17 protein-coding genes and 1 riboswitch are annotated in these 19,140 nt (G+C 52.9%); of the genes, 11 read left to right on the forward strand and 6 right to left on the reverse strand.

The annotated features are described in order from the left end of the window. Positions 1 to 79 precede the first annotated feature (79 nt). Complete coding sequence (locus NNL35_RS08340) at positions 80 to 925, reverse strand: helix-turn-helix transcriptional regulator (RefSeq protein ID WP_006677177.1); 846 nt, start codon at positions 923 to 925, stop codon at positions 80 to 82. Positions 926 to 1,053: 128 nt separating this feature from the next. Here NNL35_RS08340 and fabF point away from each other — a divergent pair, with 128 nt between their 5' ends. From fabF to NNL35_RS08370, 6 genes are all read left to right on the forward strand, one after another. Next, a complete protein-coding gene (gene fabF / locus NNL35_RS08345) occupies positions 1,054 to 2,295 on the forward strand; it encodes a beta-ketoacyl-ACP synthase II (protein ID WP_006677178.1) in 1,242 nt (413 codons plus the stop codon). A 478-nt stretch (positions 2,296 to 2,773) separates the two neighbouring features. Next, the gene (locus NNL35_RS08350) at positions 2,774 to 4,489 is read left to right on the forward strand and encodes an ABC transporter ATP-binding protein (RefSeq protein WP_254553304.1); all 1,716 of its coding nucleotides are present in this window, start codon (positions 2,774 to 2,776) and stop codon (positions 4,487 to 4,489) included. Positions 4,490 to 4,522: 33 nt separating this feature from the next. Further along, positions 4,523 to 4,672 carry a hypothetical protein gene (locus tag NNL35_RS08355; RefSeq protein ID WP_254553305.1) on the forward strand — a complete coding sequence of 50 codons (150 nt, stop codon included), beginning with the start codon at positions 4,523 to 4,525 and terminating at the stop codon, positions 4,670 to 4,672. Beyond that, positions 4,639 to 4,750: riboswitch (TPP riboswitch) on the forward strand. Its footprint overlaps the gene before it by 34 nt. Positions 4,751 to 4,845: 95 nt before the next feature. Continuing rightward, positions 4,846 to 5,442 carry an ECF transporter S component gene (locus NNL35_RS08360; RefSeq protein ID WP_006677180.1) on the forward strand — a complete coding sequence of 199 codons (597 nt, stop codon included), beginning with the start codon at positions 4,846 to 4,848 and terminating at the stop codon, positions 5,440 to 5,442. A gap of 64 nt (positions 5,443 to 5,506) precedes the next feature. Beyond that, complete coding sequence (locus NNL35_RS08365) at positions 5,507 to 7,048, forward strand: ABC transporter ATP-binding protein (protein ID WP_420798532.1); 1,542 nt, start codon at positions 5,507 to 5,509, stop codon at positions 7,046 to 7,048. Then, entirely contained in the window at positions 7,045 to 7,836 is a 792-nt protein-coding gene (locus NNL35_RS08370) for an energy-coupling factor transporter transmembrane component T family protein (RefSeq protein ID WP_006677182.1), read from the forward strand. Before NNL35_RS08365 ends, NNL35_RS08370 begins: the two co-directional genes overlap by 4 nt. Before the next feature lie 37 nt (positions 7,837 to 7,873). On the opposite strand, the gene NNL35_RS08375 is transcribed toward NNL35_RS08370, so the two are convergent. Further along, positions 7,874 to 9,190, reverse strand: a complete 1,317-nt coding sequence (locus NNL35_RS08375) for an MFS transporter (protein ID WP_006677183.1) — start codon at positions 9,188 to 9,190, stop codon at positions 7,874 to 7,876. 35 nt (positions 9,191 to 9,225) lie between these two features. After that, positions 9,226 to 9,723, reverse strand: a complete 498-nt coding sequence (locus tag NNL35_RS08380) for a winged helix-turn-helix domain-containing protein (protein ID WP_006677184.1) — start codon at positions 9,721 to 9,723, stop codon at positions 9,226 to 9,228. A gap of 558 nt (positions 9,724 to 10,281) precedes the next feature. Here NNL35_RS08380 and NNL35_RS08385 point away from each other — a divergent pair. Both NNL35_RS08385 and NNL35_RS08390 read left to right on the forward strand, forming a co-directional pair. Next, positions 10,282 to 11,034, forward strand: coding sequence for a hypothetical protein (locus NNL35_RS08385; RefSeq protein WP_006677185.1), 753 nt, complete (start codon positions 10,282 to 10,284; stop codon positions 11,032 to 11,034). Between the two features lie 127 nt (positions 11,035 to 11,161). Beyond that, a complete protein-coding gene (locus tag NNL35_RS08390) occupies positions 11,162 to 11,440 on the forward strand; it encodes a hypothetical protein (RefSeq protein WP_050979417.1) in 279 nt (92 codons plus the stop codon). A 16-nt stretch (positions 11,441 to 11,456) separates the two neighbouring features. On the opposite strand, the gene NNL35_RS08395 is transcribed toward NNL35_RS08390, so the two are convergent. Next, positions 11,457 to 12,296 carry an HAD-IIB family hydrolase gene (locus NNL35_RS08395; protein WP_006677187.1) on the reverse strand — a complete coding sequence of 280 codons (840 nt, stop codon included), beginning with the start codon at positions 12,294 to 12,296 and terminating at the stop codon, positions 11,457 to 11,459. Positions 12,297 to 12,786: 490 nt separating this feature from the next. On the opposite strand from NNL35_RS08395, the gene NNL35_RS08400 reads away from it, so the two are divergent. Then, a complete protein-coding gene (locus NNL35_RS08400) occupies positions 12,787 to 14,676 on the forward strand; it encodes a sensor histidine kinase (RefSeq protein WP_006677188.1) in 1,890 nt (629 codons plus the stop codon). Between the two features lie 47 nt (positions 14,677 to 14,723). On the opposite strand, the gene NNL35_RS08405 is transcribed toward NNL35_RS08400, so the two are convergent. Both NNL35_RS08405 and NNL35_RS08410 read right to left on the reverse strand, forming a co-directional pair. Next, positions 14,724 to 14,969 (reverse strand): NHLP leader peptide family RiPP precursor, encoded by a 246-nt coding sequence (locus NNL35_RS08405; protein ID WP_006677189.1) that lies wholly within the window; start codon positions 14,967 to 14,969, stop codon positions 14,724 to 14,726. Between the two features lie 77 nt (positions 14,970 to 15,046). Next, positions 15,047 to 15,967 carry a hypothetical protein gene (locus tag NNL35_RS08410; RefSeq protein ID WP_006677190.1) on the reverse strand — a complete coding sequence of 307 codons (921 nt, stop codon included), beginning with the start codon at positions 15,965 to 15,967 and terminating at the stop codon, positions 15,047 to 15,049. A 254-nt stretch (positions 15,968 to 16,221) separates the two neighbouring features. On the opposite strand from NNL35_RS08410, the gene NNL35_RS08415 reads away from it, so the two are divergent. After that, positions 16,222 to 18,123, forward strand: a complete 1,902-nt coding sequence (locus tag NNL35_RS08415) for a sensor histidine kinase (protein WP_254553307.1) — start codon at positions 16,222 to 16,224, stop codon at positions 18,121 to 18,123. A 142-nt stretch (positions 18,124 to 18,265) separates the two neighbouring features. Next, positions 18,266 to 19,123, forward strand: a complete 858-nt coding sequence (locus tag NNL35_RS08420) for an Rpn family recombination-promoting nuclease/putative transposase (RefSeq protein ID WP_006677192.1) — start codon at positions 18,266 to 18,268, stop codon at positions 19,121 to 19,123. Positions 19,124 to 19,140 lie beyond the last annotated feature (17 nt).

Consider the following 19,140-nt stretch of genomic DNA (forward strand, 5'->3'; position numbering starts at 1 on the left):
GAATGTTTGGAATTCGCGCCTTCACTTAATAAGGCAATTCGGAACAACGATGTACAACCTGGGTGCGAAAATTCATTATTTATTTTTCTCTTCGGTCCATCAGCTTCACCAGCTTGAATTCGGTCGAGGATTCGGGCGCCGGCGTATAGATGCTGCAGCGCAGATCGGCGTCGCCTTGCACCTGCAGGGAAGTCAGATGGAACAGCATTTTCCCCGCCCGGGCATGTCTGAACTCAATGACGACCTCCGGGGCGGTGCTTACCTGGCTCTGATTCCATAACCGCTGGAAGTCCGGGTGAACCTCCTTCATCTCCTCCAGGAAGCGATCATACCATTCATCCTCTACGTACTGGCCGTAATACGCGCGGAATATCGACAGAAATCCTTTGACGAAATGCTCCCAGTTGACCGCCAGACTCTGGAATTCCTTGCGCGTGAACAGCAGGCGAATCATATTCCGCTCTTCCGGCGGAATGGCGGTGAAGTCGAGGAAGACATGAGACGCCGCCTCGTTCCAGCCGACGATATGGCAGCGCCGATCCGACACAATTGTCGGGCAATGCCGCAGCTCCTGCAGAATCCGCTGCAGGGCAGGGCTGATCTGCGGCTCTTCCTCCTCCCGTACGGCGGGGCCGGCCCCTCCCTCCAAGGCGAGCGCATACAAATATTTGCGCTCGTCCACGGTCAGCTTCAACGCGGCCGCGACACTGTCCAGCACCGAAGCCGACACTTGAATATCTCGTCCCTGCTCGAGCCAGGTATACCATGTCGTGCTGACGCCCGCCAATTGGGCGACCTCCTCGCGTCGAAGGCCGGGGGTCCGGCGGCGGGTTCCAGCCGGGAGTCCTACCGATTGGGGAAGGATATGCGCCCGCTTGGCGCGGAGGAACTCGGACAGCATTTGCAATCGGGTCGGTGAATTCATTGATGGCACCTCACACTCTCTAATCTGGTACTAATTATACTAGGATAAACAACAACTTGTAATAGGATAACCGCTATGACACAATAATTCCGACACGACAACCAGTACGGATGAAGGAGGACATGGATATGGAGAGAGTCGTCATAACAGGGATGGGAGCCATCACGCCGCTTGGCCAGGATACGGATTCCCTATGGCAGGGGCTGATTCGCGGACAATCGGGAATCTCCGCGATCGATGCGTTCGATGCATCCTCCTGCAAGGTCCGCATCGCGGGACAGGTGCGGGACTTCGATGCGGAAGCCCGCTTCGGGCGCAAGGAAGCGCGGCGGATGGACCGCTTCACCCAGTTCGCCCTGGCGGCGGCCGAGGAAGCTTACCGCCAAGCGGAGCTCGACCGGTGGGGCGGGCTCGACAGCGAGCGCATGGGCGTGTATGTCGGATCGGGCATCGGCGGCATTCAGACGATGCTCCAGCAGGAGGCAATCCTGCGCGAACGGGGGGCGGATCGGGTTAGCCCGACGCTCGTGCCGATGATGATCGCAAATATGGCCGCGGCCCAGATCAGCATCCGCTACGGCGCGCTCGGGCCGTCGATGGCGCCGGTTACGGCATGCTCGATCGGGAACACGGCGATCGGGGAAGCGTTCCGCCTCATTCGAGCGGGCGGTGCGGATGTCGTCATGGCCGGCGGAACCGAGGCGGCCCTCACGGACTTGGCGTTGGCCAGCTTCAGCAACGCGACGGCCTTGTCGGCGCGCAATGACGAGCCGGAACGGGCAAGCCGCCCCTTCGATCGGGGGCGGGACGGATTCGTGATGGCGGAAGGCGCCGGCATCGTCATCTTGGAGTCGCTGACGCATGCGCTGCGCAGAGGGGCGCCAATCTTCGCGGAGGTCATCGGCTATGGAGCGAGCTCTGACGCGTATCATATGGTGGCGAGCCATCCGGAAGGACGCGGGGCGAGCCAGGCGATGAGAGCGGCGCTGCGGGAAGCGGGAATCGCGCCGGAGGAGGTGGGCGTCATCAGCGCCCATGCGACAAGCACCGAGGTCGGAGACCTGTCGGAGACGCGCGCGATTCACGATGTATTCGGCGAGCATGCCCGCCGCATTCCGGTCACCGCCAACAAATCGATGCTCGGCCATATGCTGGGCGCGGCGGGCGGCGTCGAAGCGATCGCGCTCGTGAAGACGCTGCGGGAAGGCATCGTGCCGCCGACCATCAATCTGGAGGATCCGGATCCGGCTTGCGATCTCGATTATGTTCCCCATCAGGCCCGCCGGATTGAGGCCCGCATCGGCATCTCGAATTCCTTCGGCTTCGGCGGGCATAATGCCGTTATCGCCTTGCAAGCTTACGAGGGGTAGAGGATGGCGGCCGAGCGGGGCGGCTCAGCCGAGCGTTAGGATGTGAACTGGCCTGCTGGCGGCTCCTGTCTGCGCGGTATGCAGAGTACGCAATACGATAAAGAGCGCATTCATTCCGGTTACCAATGGAAATGGGTGTGCTTTTGGGCCTCAATAAGTTAAGAAGCTCTAATCGAAGGAATCGCGCTGACGGGAATCAAGGGGCAGGTGCAGCCGATTTGCGGCCGGGAGCAGGAGTTTCTTCCTTTTTGTAGAATAGAGTTGTCTGTGGAGCGATGCCGCCACGCGTTATGCGCAGGTGCGTAAGCTGCAGCATTTGTTATGGGTACATGGGACATGGGAACACATTCGGCAAGTGCAGAGTCCATTGGAGGCGATTGTGCCCCGGTGGACTTTTCGCATTGTCCTGCGCGAGAACGATGCTGCAGCTGGCCTGGAAGCCGTAGCGCTATTTCTATCCGAGAAAAGAGGTACTTTTATGCTTCGCCGTTTTTTTGCTTATTACCGGCCCTATAAATATTTGTTCCTCCTGGATTTCGGCTGCGCGGTTATCGCGGGGCTGCTGGAGCTGGGATTCCCAATCGCCGTCAACCAGGTGGTGGACAAGCTGCTGCCGAGCAATGACTGGCCGCTCATCGTCTGGGCCTGCGTCGGGCTGCTGGCGCTCTATCTGCTTAATATGGGGCTGCAGTATATCGTTACCTATTGGGGCCATATGCTGGGCATCAACATCGAGACCGATATGCGCAAAAAGCTGTTCGATCATATTCAGAAGCTCTCATTCCGCTTCTTCGACAACAACAAGACGGGCCATCTGATGTCCCGCATGAGCAATGATTTGTTCGAGATCGGCGAGATGGCCCATCACGGTCCCGAGGATGTCTTCATCGCGGTGATGACGCTTATCGGCTCGTTCGTGCTGATGCTCACCATCAACTGGAAGCTGGCCTGCCTCACGTTCGTGATCATTCCGTTCCTCATCTGGCTCGTCGTCGTCTGCAACAAGCGGATGACCCGGGCGAACCATCGCATGTTCACCGACATTGCCGATTTCAACGGACGGGTCGAAGACACGTTCGGCGGGATCCGTGTCGTGCAGGCATTCGCGAACGAAGGCTTCGAACGGGAGCGCTTCGCCGTCAACAACCAGCGCTTCCGCTCGACGAAGCTGATCGCCTACCGGATTATGGCGCTCAACTCGTCGGTCAGCTATATGCTGATGCGGCTCGTCACCGTATTTGTGCTTATCTGCGGCGCTTGGTTCGTCATTCGGGGGGAGCTGTCCTACGGCGAACTGGTCGGCTTCATTCTGCTGACGAACGTGTTCTTCAAGCCGATCGACAAGATCAATGCCGTCATCGAGAGCTATCCGAAGGGGATCGCGGGCTTCAAGCGCTATCTTCAAATTCTTGATACGGAGCCGGATGTGAAGGATGTGCCCGATGCGATTGAGGTGGCCCATCTGCGCGGCGATATCCGCTATGAAGGCGTCACCTTCGGCTATGAAGGCCTGGATCCGGTGCTCGACAATATTGATCTGACGATTGCCGCCGGGGAGACGGTTGCGTTCGTCGGGCCTTCCGGCGCGGGCAAGACGACGCTGTGCAGCCTTCTGCCGCGCTTCTATGACGCCGAGGCGGGCCGCATCACCATCGACGGCATTGATACACGGGAGATGACGCTCGCATCCCTGCGCCGGCAGATCGGGATCGTGCAGCAGGATGTGTTCCTGTTCGCGGGCACGCTGCGCGAGAATATTGCCTACGGGAAGCTCGACGCGAGCGAGGACGAGATTATGGAGGCCGCGCGCCGGGCGCGGCTGGAGGAGTTCATCCGTTCGCAGCCGCTCGGGCTGGACACGGTCGTGGGCGAGCGGGGCGTGAAGCTGTCCGGCGGACAGAAGCAGCGGCTGGCTATCGCCCGCATGTTCCTCAAGAATCCGCCGATTCTGATTCTGGACGAGGCGACGTCGGCGCTGGATACCGAGACCGAAGCGGCCATCCAGCAGTCGCTGGCTGAACTGGCGGCCGGGCGGACGACGCTGATCATCGCCCATCGCCTGGCCACGATTAAGCATGCAGACCGCATCGTCGTCGTGAATGAAGACGGCATTGCCGAACAGGGGCGGCATGACGAGCTGCTGTCGCTGGGCGGAAGCTACAGCCGGCTGCATCAAGCCCAGTTCGGGGCATAATCCCGCCAGCCGGCAGGATCGGAGGCCCGGGCTATGGTAACTCTGCCGGTGAACGGCGGCGCATCCGGCGCCGCTTCTTCCTCGCCGCTCGGCCATCCTGCCATTGCCAACCGGGCAGGAATGCGGTATTATAGGGGCGATTACATATTCATACAAATTCGGGTGCTTGAGGAGTCAGGCTGAGATAGTAGCCAGTATACCGCTACGGACCGTTAATCTGATCTGGATAATGCCAGCGTAGAGAAATCTTGTATTTGTCGTGCGATCATGCCTGCAGGATGATCATCGGCTTACTCTACCGTCTGGGTTCCAGACGGTTTTTTTGTATGAACCATGAGATAAGGGAGAGGGTAGCAATGCAAGAACAGGCAAGTGAAAAGAAAGGATTGCGATTCCAGGACATTCTCATTACCGTCATGATCGGGGTCGTTTTCGGCGTTATCTTCAAGCTGTGGGATAGCGTGTACAGTATCGTGAAGCCGCTGTTCCCGCAGGCGGGGCAATTGACTTACGGCATGTGGTTCATGGCCGGGCCGTTCGCCTACTTGCTCATCCGGAAGCCGGGCGTCGCGCTCATTGCCAGTCTGGCCGCAGCCAATCTGTCGGCCCTGCTCGGGTCGGGATGGGGGCTGGAGACGATCATGTACGGATTCGTCCAAGGCTTGGCGGCCGAGCTCGTCTTCGCCTTGGCGCGTTATCGCCGGGGAGGATTAGCGATTGCCGGAGCGGCCGGAATCATGTCGGCTGCCGGCTCGTTCCTCCTCGATCTCGGATACGGCTATGCCAATTACGAGACATGGGTGCTTGTGCTGAAATACGGACTGCGCGTCATCAGCGCCTTCACGTTCGCCGGCATCTTCGCTTACTTCCTGATGCGCGCGCTGGAGGCGACCGGGGTGACCAAGTCGATCCGGCCGGTCGCGAAGGAAGAATACGCGGCTCTGGACCGGTAAACGCGCAGGACACCGGCTGGCGGTCAGGCCCGCCGGCCGGTTATCATGGCACATGAACGATGGGGTGTTGGGATTGACACAAGAACAAGCGGCCTCAACCGCGGCCGCGATTACAAATCTGAGATTGAAATTCCCGGGAGAGGCGTCCTTGCTGTTCAAGGACCTCTCCTTCTCCATTGCGGCGGGGGAGAAGGTGCTGCTGCTCGGACCGAGCGGCTGCGGCAAATCGACGCTGCTGCAAGTGCTGAGCGGCATTATTCCGGGCTCGGTGGAAGTCCCGCTCAAATATGAGCGGAGGCAGCTCCCGGATAGCTGGGCCTTCGTATTCCAGGATCCGGATACCCAATTCTGCATGCCGTACGTCGATGAAGAGTTGGCATTCGTCCTGGAGAATCTGTCGGTGCCACGGGAGCAGATGGAGCCGCGCATAATAAGCATATTGGAGCGGGTCGGGTTGCGGCTGGATGATCTGCATACGCCGATTGCGGCGCTGTCGCAAGGCATGAAGCAGCGGCTCGCGCTCGCCTCCGTCCTGCTGCTGGAGCCGGAGGTGCTGTTCCTGGACGAACCTTCGGCTCTGCTCGATCCGGAAGGGACGAAGCAAATCTGGGATACCGTGAAGGACATCGCGGGCTCCCATACGCTGCTGATCGTGGAGCATAAGCTGGATCTGGTCGCCGATATCGTCGATCGTGTCGTGCTGTTCGACGGCGAGGGCCGCATGATGGCAGATGGCGAGCCGGGCGCTATTTTCACGATGCACAAGGAAAAGCTGATCGAATACGGCATCTGGTATCCGGACGTGTGGCGGGATCATGTGAAGTCGGAGGCGTACCGCGCCATCGCGAGCGCCAAGCGGCGGCAGCGCCAGTCCGAAGCGGCGTCCGCACTTCGGGCGGAGCCAATCATCGCCTTGCGGGGGTTCTCCGGCTACCGGGGAGAAGCCGAGGCCATCGCCGTCGAGGCCGCCGATGTCTATCCGGCCGAATGGATAGCGGTCACGGGCCCGAACGGGGCGGGCAAGAGCACGCTGCTGCTGTCCCTGATGCGGCTGCTTCGCGCCAGCGGCTCCTATGTTATCGGGGGACGTCCGGTCCCGGAGCCGAAGAAGCGCGGCTGGTTCCGGCAGGCCCGGCCGGAGCCGCCAGAGGAGCTGGCCTTCGTCTTCCAGAACCCGGAGATGCAGTTCCTGACCGATTCCGTCTACGAGGAACTGGCTTACGGCTTGCGGCTGGCGGAATGGTCTGACGCGGAGATCGAGCGGCAGGTGACGGCCTTGATGGCTGCCTTCGATCTCGATATGGGAGCCGGCCGGCATCCGTATCATCTCTCGCTGGGGCAGAAGCGCCGCCTCAGCGTGGCCACCGCCGTCGTGCGGGAGCATCCGGTGCTGCTGCTTGACGAGCCGACGTTCGGCCAAGACGCGCGGAACACGTTCGCGATCCTCGACAAGCTGGAGCGTCTGCGGGCGGCGGGGACGGCCATCGTGATGGTGACGCACGATCTGAATATCGTCCGCCACTATGCCGATCGCGTGTGGCAGGTCGAACGGGGCAGGCTTACGGTGCTGGACACGATCGGGGAACGGGAGGCGCAGCTTACATGAATCTACTGGCTCCGCAGCACGAGACCTGGCTGCATCGCGTCAATCCGGCCTATAAGCTGTTCATCTTCGTGCTGCTGCTTCTTATCACCTTGTTGAACAGGCAATTCGACTTCGCCTTGAATCAGTTGATCGCCTATACGCTGCTGCTGTTCCTGTTCAGCGGCCATTCCCGGAAGAAGGTGCTGCTGATTACGCTGCCGTTCCTGTTCTTGTTCATCTCATCCGCTTCGACGATGATTTTGTTCGGCAAAGGCGAGCATATCTGGTGGTCGTGGGGGCTGATTCGCATCTCCGAGGAGAGCTTCTACCGCGGTCTGCTGCTGGGCTGCAAGACGCTGACCTTCGGCATGCTTGGGCTGGCCTTCGCCTCGACGACGAAGCCGATTCAGCTCTTCTACGCCTTGATGCAGCAGTTCCGGCTTCCCGCCAAATACGCCTACAGCTTCATCGCCTCGATTCGGATGCTTCCGGCGGTCTGGGACGACATCCGCACGCGCTCCGATGCGCTGACCGTGCGGGGCGTGCGCTATGCCAAGGGAATCAAGGGCATGTACGAGCGGCTGCGGAACTACGCGCTGCCGCTGCTGGCGCAGAGCATCCGCCGGGCCCAGCGCGTCGCCGTCGCCATGGAAGCGAAGCGGTTCCAGATGGGAAGGTCGCGCACATATTATTATGCGACGCGGTATACCCGTTCCGACATCGGCTTCACGCTCGCGATGCTCGGACTGGTGGCGGCAGCGTATTATATGGCGATTCGGCTGCCGCTTGTCGGGTGGGGGCTGGGCTGAGAGCAGGCCTCCCGCTCGCTGCCCATGCAGCTGCCAGCTATCCTTGGAGATCTGACTGCTGGCGTTCCATCCGGAGGGATGGATTGCGGCCCGCGAAGAACCCTTCCTTCATCGCATCGGTGGCGGGCAAGCTCCGCGAGACGGTATCGACCGACCAGTAGAGCCCGACGGCCGCCACGGCCAATCCGCAGGAAGCGATGACTGCGGCGCTGGGCAGCAGCGTGCCGAGGCTGCCGCCGAGCAGGCTTCCGATCGGAGAAGCGATTCCGCTTAACCCGGAAGCCGCTGCGAAGACAACGCCCAATTGGCGCTGCGGCACTCCTTTTTGAATGACGGTGTTGATCAGGACATTGACGGCTCCGCCGGGAAACCAAGCCAAGCCGTAGAGGAGAACGGTAAGCCATGCCCAGGGGCTGAATACGCTCAATGACCATAAGATTCCGCATGACAGATAGGCGATGGAATACAGGAAGCCTAGCCGAAGGCGCTCCAGCTTCAAATAAGGCGAGCATATGGCGCCGATCAGACTGCAGAGCGCTTGCGCCGTCAGCAGGATGCCATAAATGCCGGGGCCTCCAATCTGGCTGCTAAAAGCCGGCAGGAGACTGAAGGTCGCTCCGCCGGCGGCATTAATGGCGATGACCCCGAAGAGAAGCCGGGAGAGGGGCGTGCCCACCAGAAGCCGGATGCCTTCTCGCATGTCGGATATATATTTTTTCACTGGATGAGAGGCTGGCTCCGGCTCCGTGCGCAGATTTCTTTCATCGGTTGCGGAAGCCTCTTCGGATGGGGGAATCCGAATCTGCGCGAAGAGAAGGGCTCCAATGAAGAAGCCGACCGAATTCCAGAGATACAGCGAGATCGCTCCGAGCAGTACGATTAGCGCGCCTGACAATGCATTACAGGCGACTTCCATGCCCTGATAGGCAATCGAGAACAAGGAGTTGCCCTGGGTGAGATGCTTCTTCTCTACCAATCTGGGCAGTGCTGACAATTGCGCGGGATAGACCCACATATTGCATGCGGACAGTATCGGCGTAATGGTGAGCACCAGGCCAACGCTCAAAAATCCGCCATACGCCGCCAGCGGAACGATGAGCAGCAAAATGCCCTGCAGGAGCTGGGTGTATACGAGAATGCTCCGAATAGGGAGACGGTCGATGATGGGCCCGGACAGAAGCTGAATCAGTCTGGGAATAAGGGACAAAAATCCCGCCAGCCCCGTATACAGCGTGGAGCCGCCCAAGTCATACACGAGCCACATCGCTGCGACGGCATAGAGGCTGTCTCCGATGTTCGTCAGGATGCGCCCCGCGAACATAAGCGTGAAATTCCGGTTTTGAAAAATGTCCAATACAATCCCTCCACGTTATGGCACTCGGACGCCAATCAAGACTTCTGCTCCGTTGACACCACTTTCACGCCAATCGCGAACTCCTGACTATTGTCTTCATGATTATCCGCCGTCTTCTGCACCCACTGTTCCAGAAAAGAACGGAACTCGGACACAAGCTCCTCCCGCTGAGCAGGCGATAGATACAAGCGGAGGCTGAGCAGGGTACGAGATACGTCATCCAGATCTTGCGCCAGCGCCGGGTCGTTGAATTGAGCGCCTTCCGAGCTGTACCATTTGGCTTTCGCCTTGTAGTACTTTTCGATAATTCCGCCCGCCGACTGGGTATCCACCAGATCGATCAGCCCGCCTTCATACAGCTTCTGGATATGGTAGTGAATGCTGCCGGGCGTCTGCTTCAGTTCATCGGCCACCTGCTTCGCTGTCTTGGGTTTGTCCTGAAGGGCGGCAATAATCTTGATTCGCTTGGCATTGCCAAGCAGCTTGGATTGTTCGACCGAAATCGGAAGAGAGGACTGCGGTGTGAAGTCCATTGATAGGAACCTCCTTAATGAAATGGAATAGCCGAGCAACATATTTTGGGTAATCTAATTATTTAGTTCGTTCTAAAAAATTAGATCGATATGCAAATCATACTATCCTATGTGGCATGTTTTGTAAATACTGAAGTTTGCTTTGGAGGCAATCGATGCCTTTTAACGTATCAGTTCATTGCGTTATTGCATAGACTTGAAATAATTATGATCTCATGATATTTTGAGGTTTGATTATACAAATTAAGGGATTTATTCCTGCTGTTTTCTTGAAGAGAGGGATGCGATGCCAAGTTTTATATTCCAAGCTCACAGAAAACGTTAAAGTACAGTGTTTAATTTCCGCTTACATCTCAAAATTTTTCTGACCTCAGAATGAGCCAACGCCAAAATCAGATAGTAACATCTAAAAACTTCTAATTTCCTGTGTATTCACTCTCCAAGCCACTTCATGCTTCTGGGTTTAGAACATCTAAAACACTCTTCATAGCTTAAGACCGTGATAATATTTCGTCTCATTAAACAAACGATTTAAAATTAAAAAGGAGGTAGTTAGAAGTGAAAAAATTTATGAAAATAACAATTGGTATGTTACTAACTGTGTTTATGGTTAGTAATATCTATATTGGTGTGGATGCGTATGCAACTACAGGCTATGGTCTACCAAGCAAACATGAATTTTTGAATATGGTAAAAAATGATGCTCATTATATTCAATACAAAGATAAATTAATTACTGCTGTACCCAAAGTAGTGAATTACCTACGCGATGAAAATAATACACCGTACGGGTATATTGCTCAGTTCGAATTTGAGTATGGGTATAAAGTAAATGAAACAATCCAATTAGCTTCGTTATTGACATTTATTTATGATGAAAAGAAAAAGGAAATTGAAACTGTGGTTATTGATTATAGTAAAGCGTATTCGGATGGGAAAATATATATAAGAGACAATATCGGAAATGTCCTCTATTCTTACGTACTTAATGAAAATGATACTCTAAAAAAATACCTTTCCACACTTACTGAAGAAGTTGAGGAATTAAAAACAATGAAAGAAACAACTGGTTATGAATCTACCTTAGCAAATCGAATCTGTTGGACGTGTACAAAATATGAGAACCGCGGAGATGATTATGATAGTAAATGTTCTTTATTGATTGGAACAGCATGTTCATTCGGAGATAAAGTACCTATATATGGAAGAATTTTATGTGCTGGAGCCTTAATTGTAGGATGTTATATTCCACCATATAAGGTTTGTGTTGATGGATACTGGGGAGACATATGCCCCGAAACTGAACTGTAAAAATAACGATTAAGAATAAGTAGAAACAGATGTATTTTTATCTGTTTCTACTTATTCTGTATAATCCACTTATATGTATAAAGGAAGTGGGGATTTGATAAAAATCTTCTCAAAAAGGGAGAGCAACATGAATATTCGAGAAATGGTGCAGTCCATTGTTATCCACGGCTTTTTAGGTTATTTGTGGGTTCTTTTCATCACCCATATCGTAAACGTTGCGAATTCAATGGACTATATGATAGCACGTTCTCTTCTCATCCTGGCAGGTACACTTTTGTTTTGGTGGATCGTTAACCGGATTACTCCATTTCACAGTTATAAATTTACGCACCCTGCCAAAATCGCAGGTATTATCTCCTTTGTCTTGGTTGTCTTGCTGCAAGTGTTCGGACTCACTATTGTATAAACCGGCCGGAAAATCCTCAAAAAAAGAGACGATCGCACCAGATCGTCTCTTTGGCCGTCTTGGTGATCATACTGCATCCCGATTTCGATGTCATCAATGGATGCCGTGCCGCGAGCTCCTGAATTTTGGCGATAATGAGCGCTTCATCGTCTCCCTGGAGCGGAATGTCTTCCGTCGCATAGGCGGCCAGCTCCGGATGATGTCCGATCATGACCGCATGCCCGGCCGTCCGGAACATCGGGATATCATTCGCATCGTTGCCGAAGGCGATGTAGCGGCCTTCCTTGACGCCGAGGCGCTGGAGAGCGTTCCATTTATGAATATTCGGCGGGCTGAGATCGATGACGTCCTCGTGGCGGTGACGATGCACGACGACCCCGAGGCGGGACAGCTTTTCCGCCAGACCTTCCATATCGCGAGCGGATAGAATTAGAATTTTTACTATCGTCTTCAGCTCTTCGAGGGCAATGCAGCGCGCCAGCCGGGACGGGTCGAGATTGTTCCGAATCGGATGGTCGTCCGGACCGGTATAAGCATAGTCCCAGTCGCTATCGATGAGGTAGGCGGCTTCATGCTCGGCGATAAGCGCAAGCAGTGTCGAAGCTTGCTCTGCCGTGAAGGCTTCGGTGTGCACGACCCGGCCTTCCTTGGCAATCATGGAGCCGTTCCCCCCGATAAGCGAACCGCCGTGAAGAGATTCAGGCAGCACAGGCAGCATATCCCGAATCGGGCGGGCGGAGGCGAAGATGACTTCATGGCCCGCTTGGCGCAAGCCCTCCAGACATTGCACAATCGGCTCCGTCAGCGGCTTCCCGCGGAAGCATATGGTACCATCCAAATCAAACACGAATTGCAACAGGATCCCCTCATTTCCACAGATGTAAATCTAATATGATGATAGATGTAACATAACGTTTTCTTGAATTTCCCGCTTTCATCCAGTAGCATAATCATTATCGCAGAAAAGAGAGCTTCTCTCAATTCGTCGGCGACACGATGTGACGAGATTCTATCAATTACAACATTTTCTTCCTATTACGATAACTCCACAAGCTACAACCCGCAGCGTTCCCATCCATCTAGCGTTGCTTCCATAACGGCCGTTCCCCTCTGCATCTATCAGCGGCAAAGGGGGAGAATTCTCCTAGTCTGTTTCTATTCGTTCCTTAGTTTATATAGGTGTTTGGAGAAGTATCCCAGATTATACGGACAGACCGTAGAACGTTCGTTATTTGAATATAAGTAAATATTTGAAAATTTAAAGAAGGAATTGGCTCTCTTTTTGTAGAATTATTGCGAAATGGGGCAAATATGGCGAAACCAAGAGAAACGTGTAGGGGTGTGCGATGAGTGTGCGAAGATACATAACCGTTTTCTTCTTATTCCTGGTACTGTTCGGGTGGCTTGTGGACCCTGCCATCGCCCGAGCGGAGCCGGAGCCGCAGAGCATCAAGTTGCACGAATGGGAAGTGATGTGGGAGACGAGTCCTAGGACGTGGGAGGACATCGCTTCCGCCCGGGAGGGCTGGGAAAAGGTTGATAGCAGGATACTGGTTCCGAAGCTGCCGGAGGGCGTGAAATCGGCATGGATTCGGATTCAGTTGCCGGAATTGGATTTGAACTACACGACGTTATATTTTAAGAAGCTATATGCCAATTCGGTGGAAGTATGGGGAGATGATGGGAGAAGGCTATTTCACGATGCAAGAGAATACTTTTATGATGTTTACCATATCCTTCTGCCATTAGATCCGAACTGTAAAACGGTATACATTCATATGACCGCAAGCATTGATCGAATCGGCATACAGCTTCCGGTAGTTATAGGTGAATACCAACTAGTTCAAGCGGAGTATGCCAAAGAAGGAATTTTAGAAATCGTGCTAGGCAGTGCTATGATTCTTATTGCTCTCATAATGTTGCTATGCGCAATTTTTCTACGCGGAATTGAACTGCCGAGTTGGCTATCGCTGACACTTGTCATATTATCACTAGGCGTAATATCAATTACGTATTCCAAGTTTACTTATATGTTTTTTGATAATTTTGGACACATCAGCGTCATGTTATTTGATTTGGCGATGATGCTTTTGTTTCCTTGCCTGACATACTTTTTTATGAGATTTTTAGGAAACGGTCCTTACAAAATAATTTGGAAATTCTTTATTTTCCAGGTTGTCTTTTCTGGAGTTTGGCTCCTATTATTTTTGTATTTCTTTATTATCATAGAAGAGCCTGCCCATCCTTTATATGCCTTTTTTTCATTTGAAGTATTCAGTGTCTATATGATTATTCAATTTACTCTATTGATAATGTTCTCAATTAGCCGTGCCATTCGAAAGAACAAAGATGCTATTTTATTTGCAGTTGGTTTTAGCTTGTTCTCCATTATGACAGTTGCAGAAGTCATTTGGTATATTTTTGTTTCCCGTGATTACGAACTGTATTTATGGAAATGGGGCCTTCTCAGTTTTGTTATCTGTCTTATCCTTATACTGGGTCGTAAAATTGCGGAAAATCATCGCCGTGTCATCTCCTATGCCAAGGAGCTGGAGCTGTTCAACGGCAAGCTGCAGCAGTCCGAGAAGATGGAGATATTAAGCGAGCTGGCAGCATCGGTTGCGCACGAAGTAAGGAATCCGCTGCAGGTGACCCGTGGATTCCTGCAGTTGCTCGGTGGCAAGAGTGGAACGAAGGAACAAAAATATTTGAACCTCGCCTTGACCGAGCTGGATCGGGCCTCCGAAATCATTACCGATTTCTTAACGTTTGCGAAGCCGGAGCTGGATGAGATTCAAGTCCTCGATGTAGCTGATGAGTTGAGGCATATCGAAGGCATCTTGATGCCGATGGCGACAATGCATGGGGGCGCGATCGAACTGGATGCTGATCCGGATCTCCGGATTCAGGGAAACTCGTCCAAGTTCAAGCAAGCCTTTATTAATATGATTAAAAATAGCATTGAGGCATTTACCGAGAAAGGGTTGATTCGGATCGAGGCTTATGAGCGGGGAGGTCAGGTTATTATCCGGATTGAGGATAACGGCATCGGGATGGACGAAGAGGAGCTGAAGCGGCTTGGAGAGCCGTACTTCTCTAACAAGACGAAGGGAACTGGTCTCGGGCTGATGGTTACGTTCCGCATTATTGAAGTGATGCAAGGGAAGCTGCATTTCGCAAGCGAGAAGGGAGTAGGAACCGTTATTACCGTTTCTTTTCCCGCTATACCAATATAAATAAGGAAAGAAGAGGGCTTCAAAAAAGCGCCTCTTCTTTTTTCGAATCAATGCCACACGCCTTTTTTTGCTACTGGAGTATCTTTCACAACTTCGGATGGATTCGGAGGCAGGACCAGTACATACTGATTCAGCTTTTCTTCAATCGTGGTCAATTGAATATGGTCAGGGATAGAAATGCCTAATAATTCCTTGATAGCGGCCTTCGGATCAGCAAGCAGCTTCTCTTTGAACGTGGCGTCTTCCCATGCTCTTTGCACGATTTGGTTCATATGCATTTGATTTATAGACATAAAACGTATCCCTCCATATTTGTAGAATCAGATGATTATAGGATAGATTATCATTGATAGATTCCGACTTACCAGTTCTATTTTGCTAGATTAGACAATATATATGAAAATCCGCCCGACATCAGCTTATTTCTTTCTTCATATATGTACTCCGCTTCTTGCCTCAGACTATCAACCATCGCCTGATGGAAGGCGAGCAGGTGCGGGGAGGAGACAGACAGCCGCTGAAGACGGGCATGGTTCTCTGCCGCGATGGCAGCATAGCCCTGCAAGGCGTCGGATACCGTGATGGCCTGGCTCACCTCGTCGGGCGTTAGCGGAGCGTCCGACGGCCTGTTCATCATAGAGCGGACCCAGGACAATAGGGAATTGTAGCTTCCTTCCCGCAAATCCTTCTCCCAGTCCTCTGCATCATCGGACATTTGCAGTGTGACCAATACAATCTCAATCGCGTCCGTGATGTCGGTCAGCAAATGTTCCGTTCCCCCAAGATAAGCGGCTCCGACTGCGGACAGCTTGACGGGCGACGCTTTGTGCGCGATTTTAAGCCGCTCGTTCAGGAAGAAGTCCTTCTCCTGCTCCATGCTGACGGCCTCGGCCCATTCGGCGCTGCACCGGCTGAAGGCATGCCAGAACGGCGAGAAAGCAGGGAATAGTTCACGGTAAACCCTTTCATATTCGATGTAGCACAGATGTCCGAGCGCTAATGTCTTATGCCGTCCTCCATGCTGAGGGTTGTCCATGACATTGTCGAGCAAGCAATAATGCAGCATCATGAAGACGCCAGCCAGTCCCAATCGGCGGCACTCGCCTCGCTTTGCTCCGGTTGCCTCCTGCAGCCAGAACGGAAGCAAATAGCAGATATAGTTATTGGACTCGAACTTTTCCAAATAATGAAGCCCCATCTCCTGCAACGGTGCCGGGAACGATGAGATAAGGCACGCCGCCTCTGCAAATATCGCCTCCATTTCCTGCTTGTAATCGTCGAACCATTCCATATTACCGTCCTCCTGGGTCGTAATCGGACTTTTTGCTGGATCCTGCGACAAAATTCCTGCATTCTTAGTACCCCTATTATAGAAGCCATCGATCATCGGAGCAACAACATAAGAAACGGAATGTCGAAAAATAAAAGCCGGGGAAGGGATTCATGGCGGATAGAGCAGGAAATTAGCGATAACTGTCGAAATAGTGCCTGTGTAGGATTGCGGCTCACCATCGCATTATAAATTGGAACGGACAGAGGTGCCTCATGAGAACAATTTTTAAATATTCAACCGTGTCGTTCATGCTTCTCATGGCGGCCATTCTTCTGTACCCTTCTCTTCTGCGGGCGGAAGCGGAGCAGGGAGAACTGCGGGTGACGCAATGGCAGGTGCTGTGGGAAACGTCGGCCCGGGATTGGAAAGACATTTCCTCTACGGATGAGGGGTGGACAGATGTCGATATTCGCGAAGGTGTGCCCGGCAAGCCCGAAGGGGCTCAGTGGGCCTGGTTTCGTTTTAGGCTGCCGCCGCTGCAGTGGGACAAGCCCGGGCTCTGGATTGAACAGGTATACGCCTGCGAAGTAGAGGTATTATCGGAAGAAGGGCGAAGACTGTTCCGGTCTTCGCGGATGTTCTCCTTCGACATGAATCCGGTGCTTATTGCGCTGGATCGCAGCGCCGAGGAGCAGGTCATCTATATACACGTAAAGACGCCTTTCGAGCAGTTGGGCATTCACGATACGGTCCGGATCGGAGATTATCAAGAACTGCTTCCCGAGTATGTGAAAAAGGGACTCGTCAATGTCGTCATGGGGAGCGCCCTGATACTTATTGCGATTGTCATGCTCATTTGCACGCTGTTTCTCCGGAACATATTTTTCTCAAGCTGGCTGTCACTCTGCGTGCTCATTCTATGCGCAGGGATTATGATCTTTACGTACTCATCGTTCACCTATACGTTTTTTATCCATACTGAAGTATGGTCGCTCGTTATTTATGATTTTGCGATGCTGGTCTTTTTCCCGCTGCTTACCTATTATTTCGAATTGATGTTCGGCCCGGGCCCGTATCGGATCATCCGCAGGCTGCGACAATTCCAGACGGCGTATTCCATACTGTCCCTGGCCGTTCTGTTCCTTAATCTTTTGGCGGATAATCGCTTTTACGATATGTACTATTTCCTGTCGGTTCGCGTGCTTGGCTTCCTGGTCCTGATTCAGTTCGTCGTGCTGATCTCAGCGTCCATCCGTTACGCATTCCACAAAGATAAAGACGCCGTTCTGTTCTGCGTCGGATTTGTCGCCTTTGCGCTGATTACCGGATTCGAATTAATCTGGTTCCTGCTTCATCCCGGCTATTATTATATGGTGTACTGGAAGTGGGGGATCCTGCTGTTCGTTGTTGCGCTTATCATTATATTGGGCCGCAAAATCGCGCGTAATCACGAGCAGGTCGTTCAATATTCGAAGGAACTGGAGCTGTACAACCACCGGCTTCAGCGTTCGGAGAAGATGGAGATCATTAGCGAACTGGCCGCTTCCGTTGCCCATGAAGTGCGGAATCCGCTGCAGGTAACGCGGGGCTTCCTTCAACTGCTGGAGAAGCAGTCCGGTCCAAAGGAGAAGGAATACTACCATTTGGCGCTGACCGAACTGGATCGGGCATCCGGTATTATTACCGATTTCCTCACTTTTGCGAAGCCCGAGCTAAATGAGCTCGCCCTGCTGAATGTAGGGGAGGAATTGGAGCATGTCCAAGGGGTCCTCCTGCCGTTGGCCAACATGCAGGGGGCGGAGATTACGCTCGACGTGCCGATGCATCTCACGATCGAAGGGAACTCGTCCAAGTTCAAGCAGGCATTTATCAATCTGGTCAAGAACAGCATTGAGGCTCTGCACAGCAACGGATGGATCCGGATTGCCGCTCATAAGCAGGACGGGAAGGTCCTCATCCGGATTCGGGACAACGGGGTAGGAATGAACAGGAAGGAGCTGGCGCGGCTGGGCGAGCCCTATTACTCGAACAAGACGAAGGGTACCGGACTTGGGCTGATGGTGACCTTCCGCATCATTGAAGTGATGCAAGGCAAGCTGGAATTCCACAGCGAGAAAGGCGTCGGAACCGAGGTTACCGTAACCTTTCCGGCCGTGGAGAAGGAACAGAACTAACCAAAAAGAGAGGGAGAGCCCCTCTCTTTTTGCATCTTCAAGGCATTTGAAGTCAGCATAACCGATTGCCTGAAGGGGCCAGACTCCTTACTGAAATTTGTATGTTCGTGGTATAATAGTGATAAAACTGGAGATGAAGACGATGGAATTGCTTGATCCCCGAAATGATTTTATCTTTAAACGAATATTCGGAAGCGAAAGCAACAAAGATGTACTGTTGGCATTTCTGAACAGTACCTTCGTCGAGGCAGGAGAGCCGCCGTTGACTGAAATCATTCTCATGAATCCGTACACGGAAAAGGACGCGCCTCACGATAAACAATCCATTCTCGACATCAAAGCAAGAACAACCGAAGGCAAGCTGATTAACATAGAAATGCAGTTATTCAACCCTTATAACATGGAAAAGCGGACGCTGTTTTACTGGAGCCAAATGTACTCCCACCAAATTAAGGAAGGCGGCAACTACGGAGAATTAAAGAAATGTGTGACGATCAATATTTTAAACTATTCGTGCCTGCCGAATGAACGATACCATAATGTATTTCATTTGCGCGAAGATCATTCACTTATTCCGCTTATTGATGATATTGAAATCCATGTCATGGAACTGCCCAAGCTGAATCAATACGAGGTTCCATCGAAGGGGGGGTTAGTGAACTGGTTATTGTTTTTGAAAGGTATAGACAAAACGAAATGGGAGGTGTTGACAATGAACGAACCAATGCTGAAAAAGGCGATGACGACCTTGGAATTTTTGAGCCAGGATGAACAGACGCGGATGGAATACGAAGCCCGTCAGAAATATTTGCTTGACGAAGCATCCCGAGTCGCAGGGGCTAAGGCGGAAGGAATAGCCGAAGGAATGGCCAAAGGAATGGCCAAAGGCAAGGTGGAAGTGGCCCGGAAACTGCTTGCTCTTGGCGTGGACATCGCTCTTATCTCCCAAGCCTCGGGACTGTCCGAAGAAGAAATAAAAAAGCTGAGTCCGCTCCATTAGAGGGAAGCAGGTGCATG

Origin of the sequence: Paenibacillus dendritiformis, from assembly GCF_945605565.1 — a bacterium.
In the GTDB taxonomy this organism is placed as follows: domain Bacteria; phylum Bacillota; class Bacilli; order Paenibacillales; family Paenibacillaceae; genus Paenibacillus_B; species Paenibacillus_B dendritiformis_A.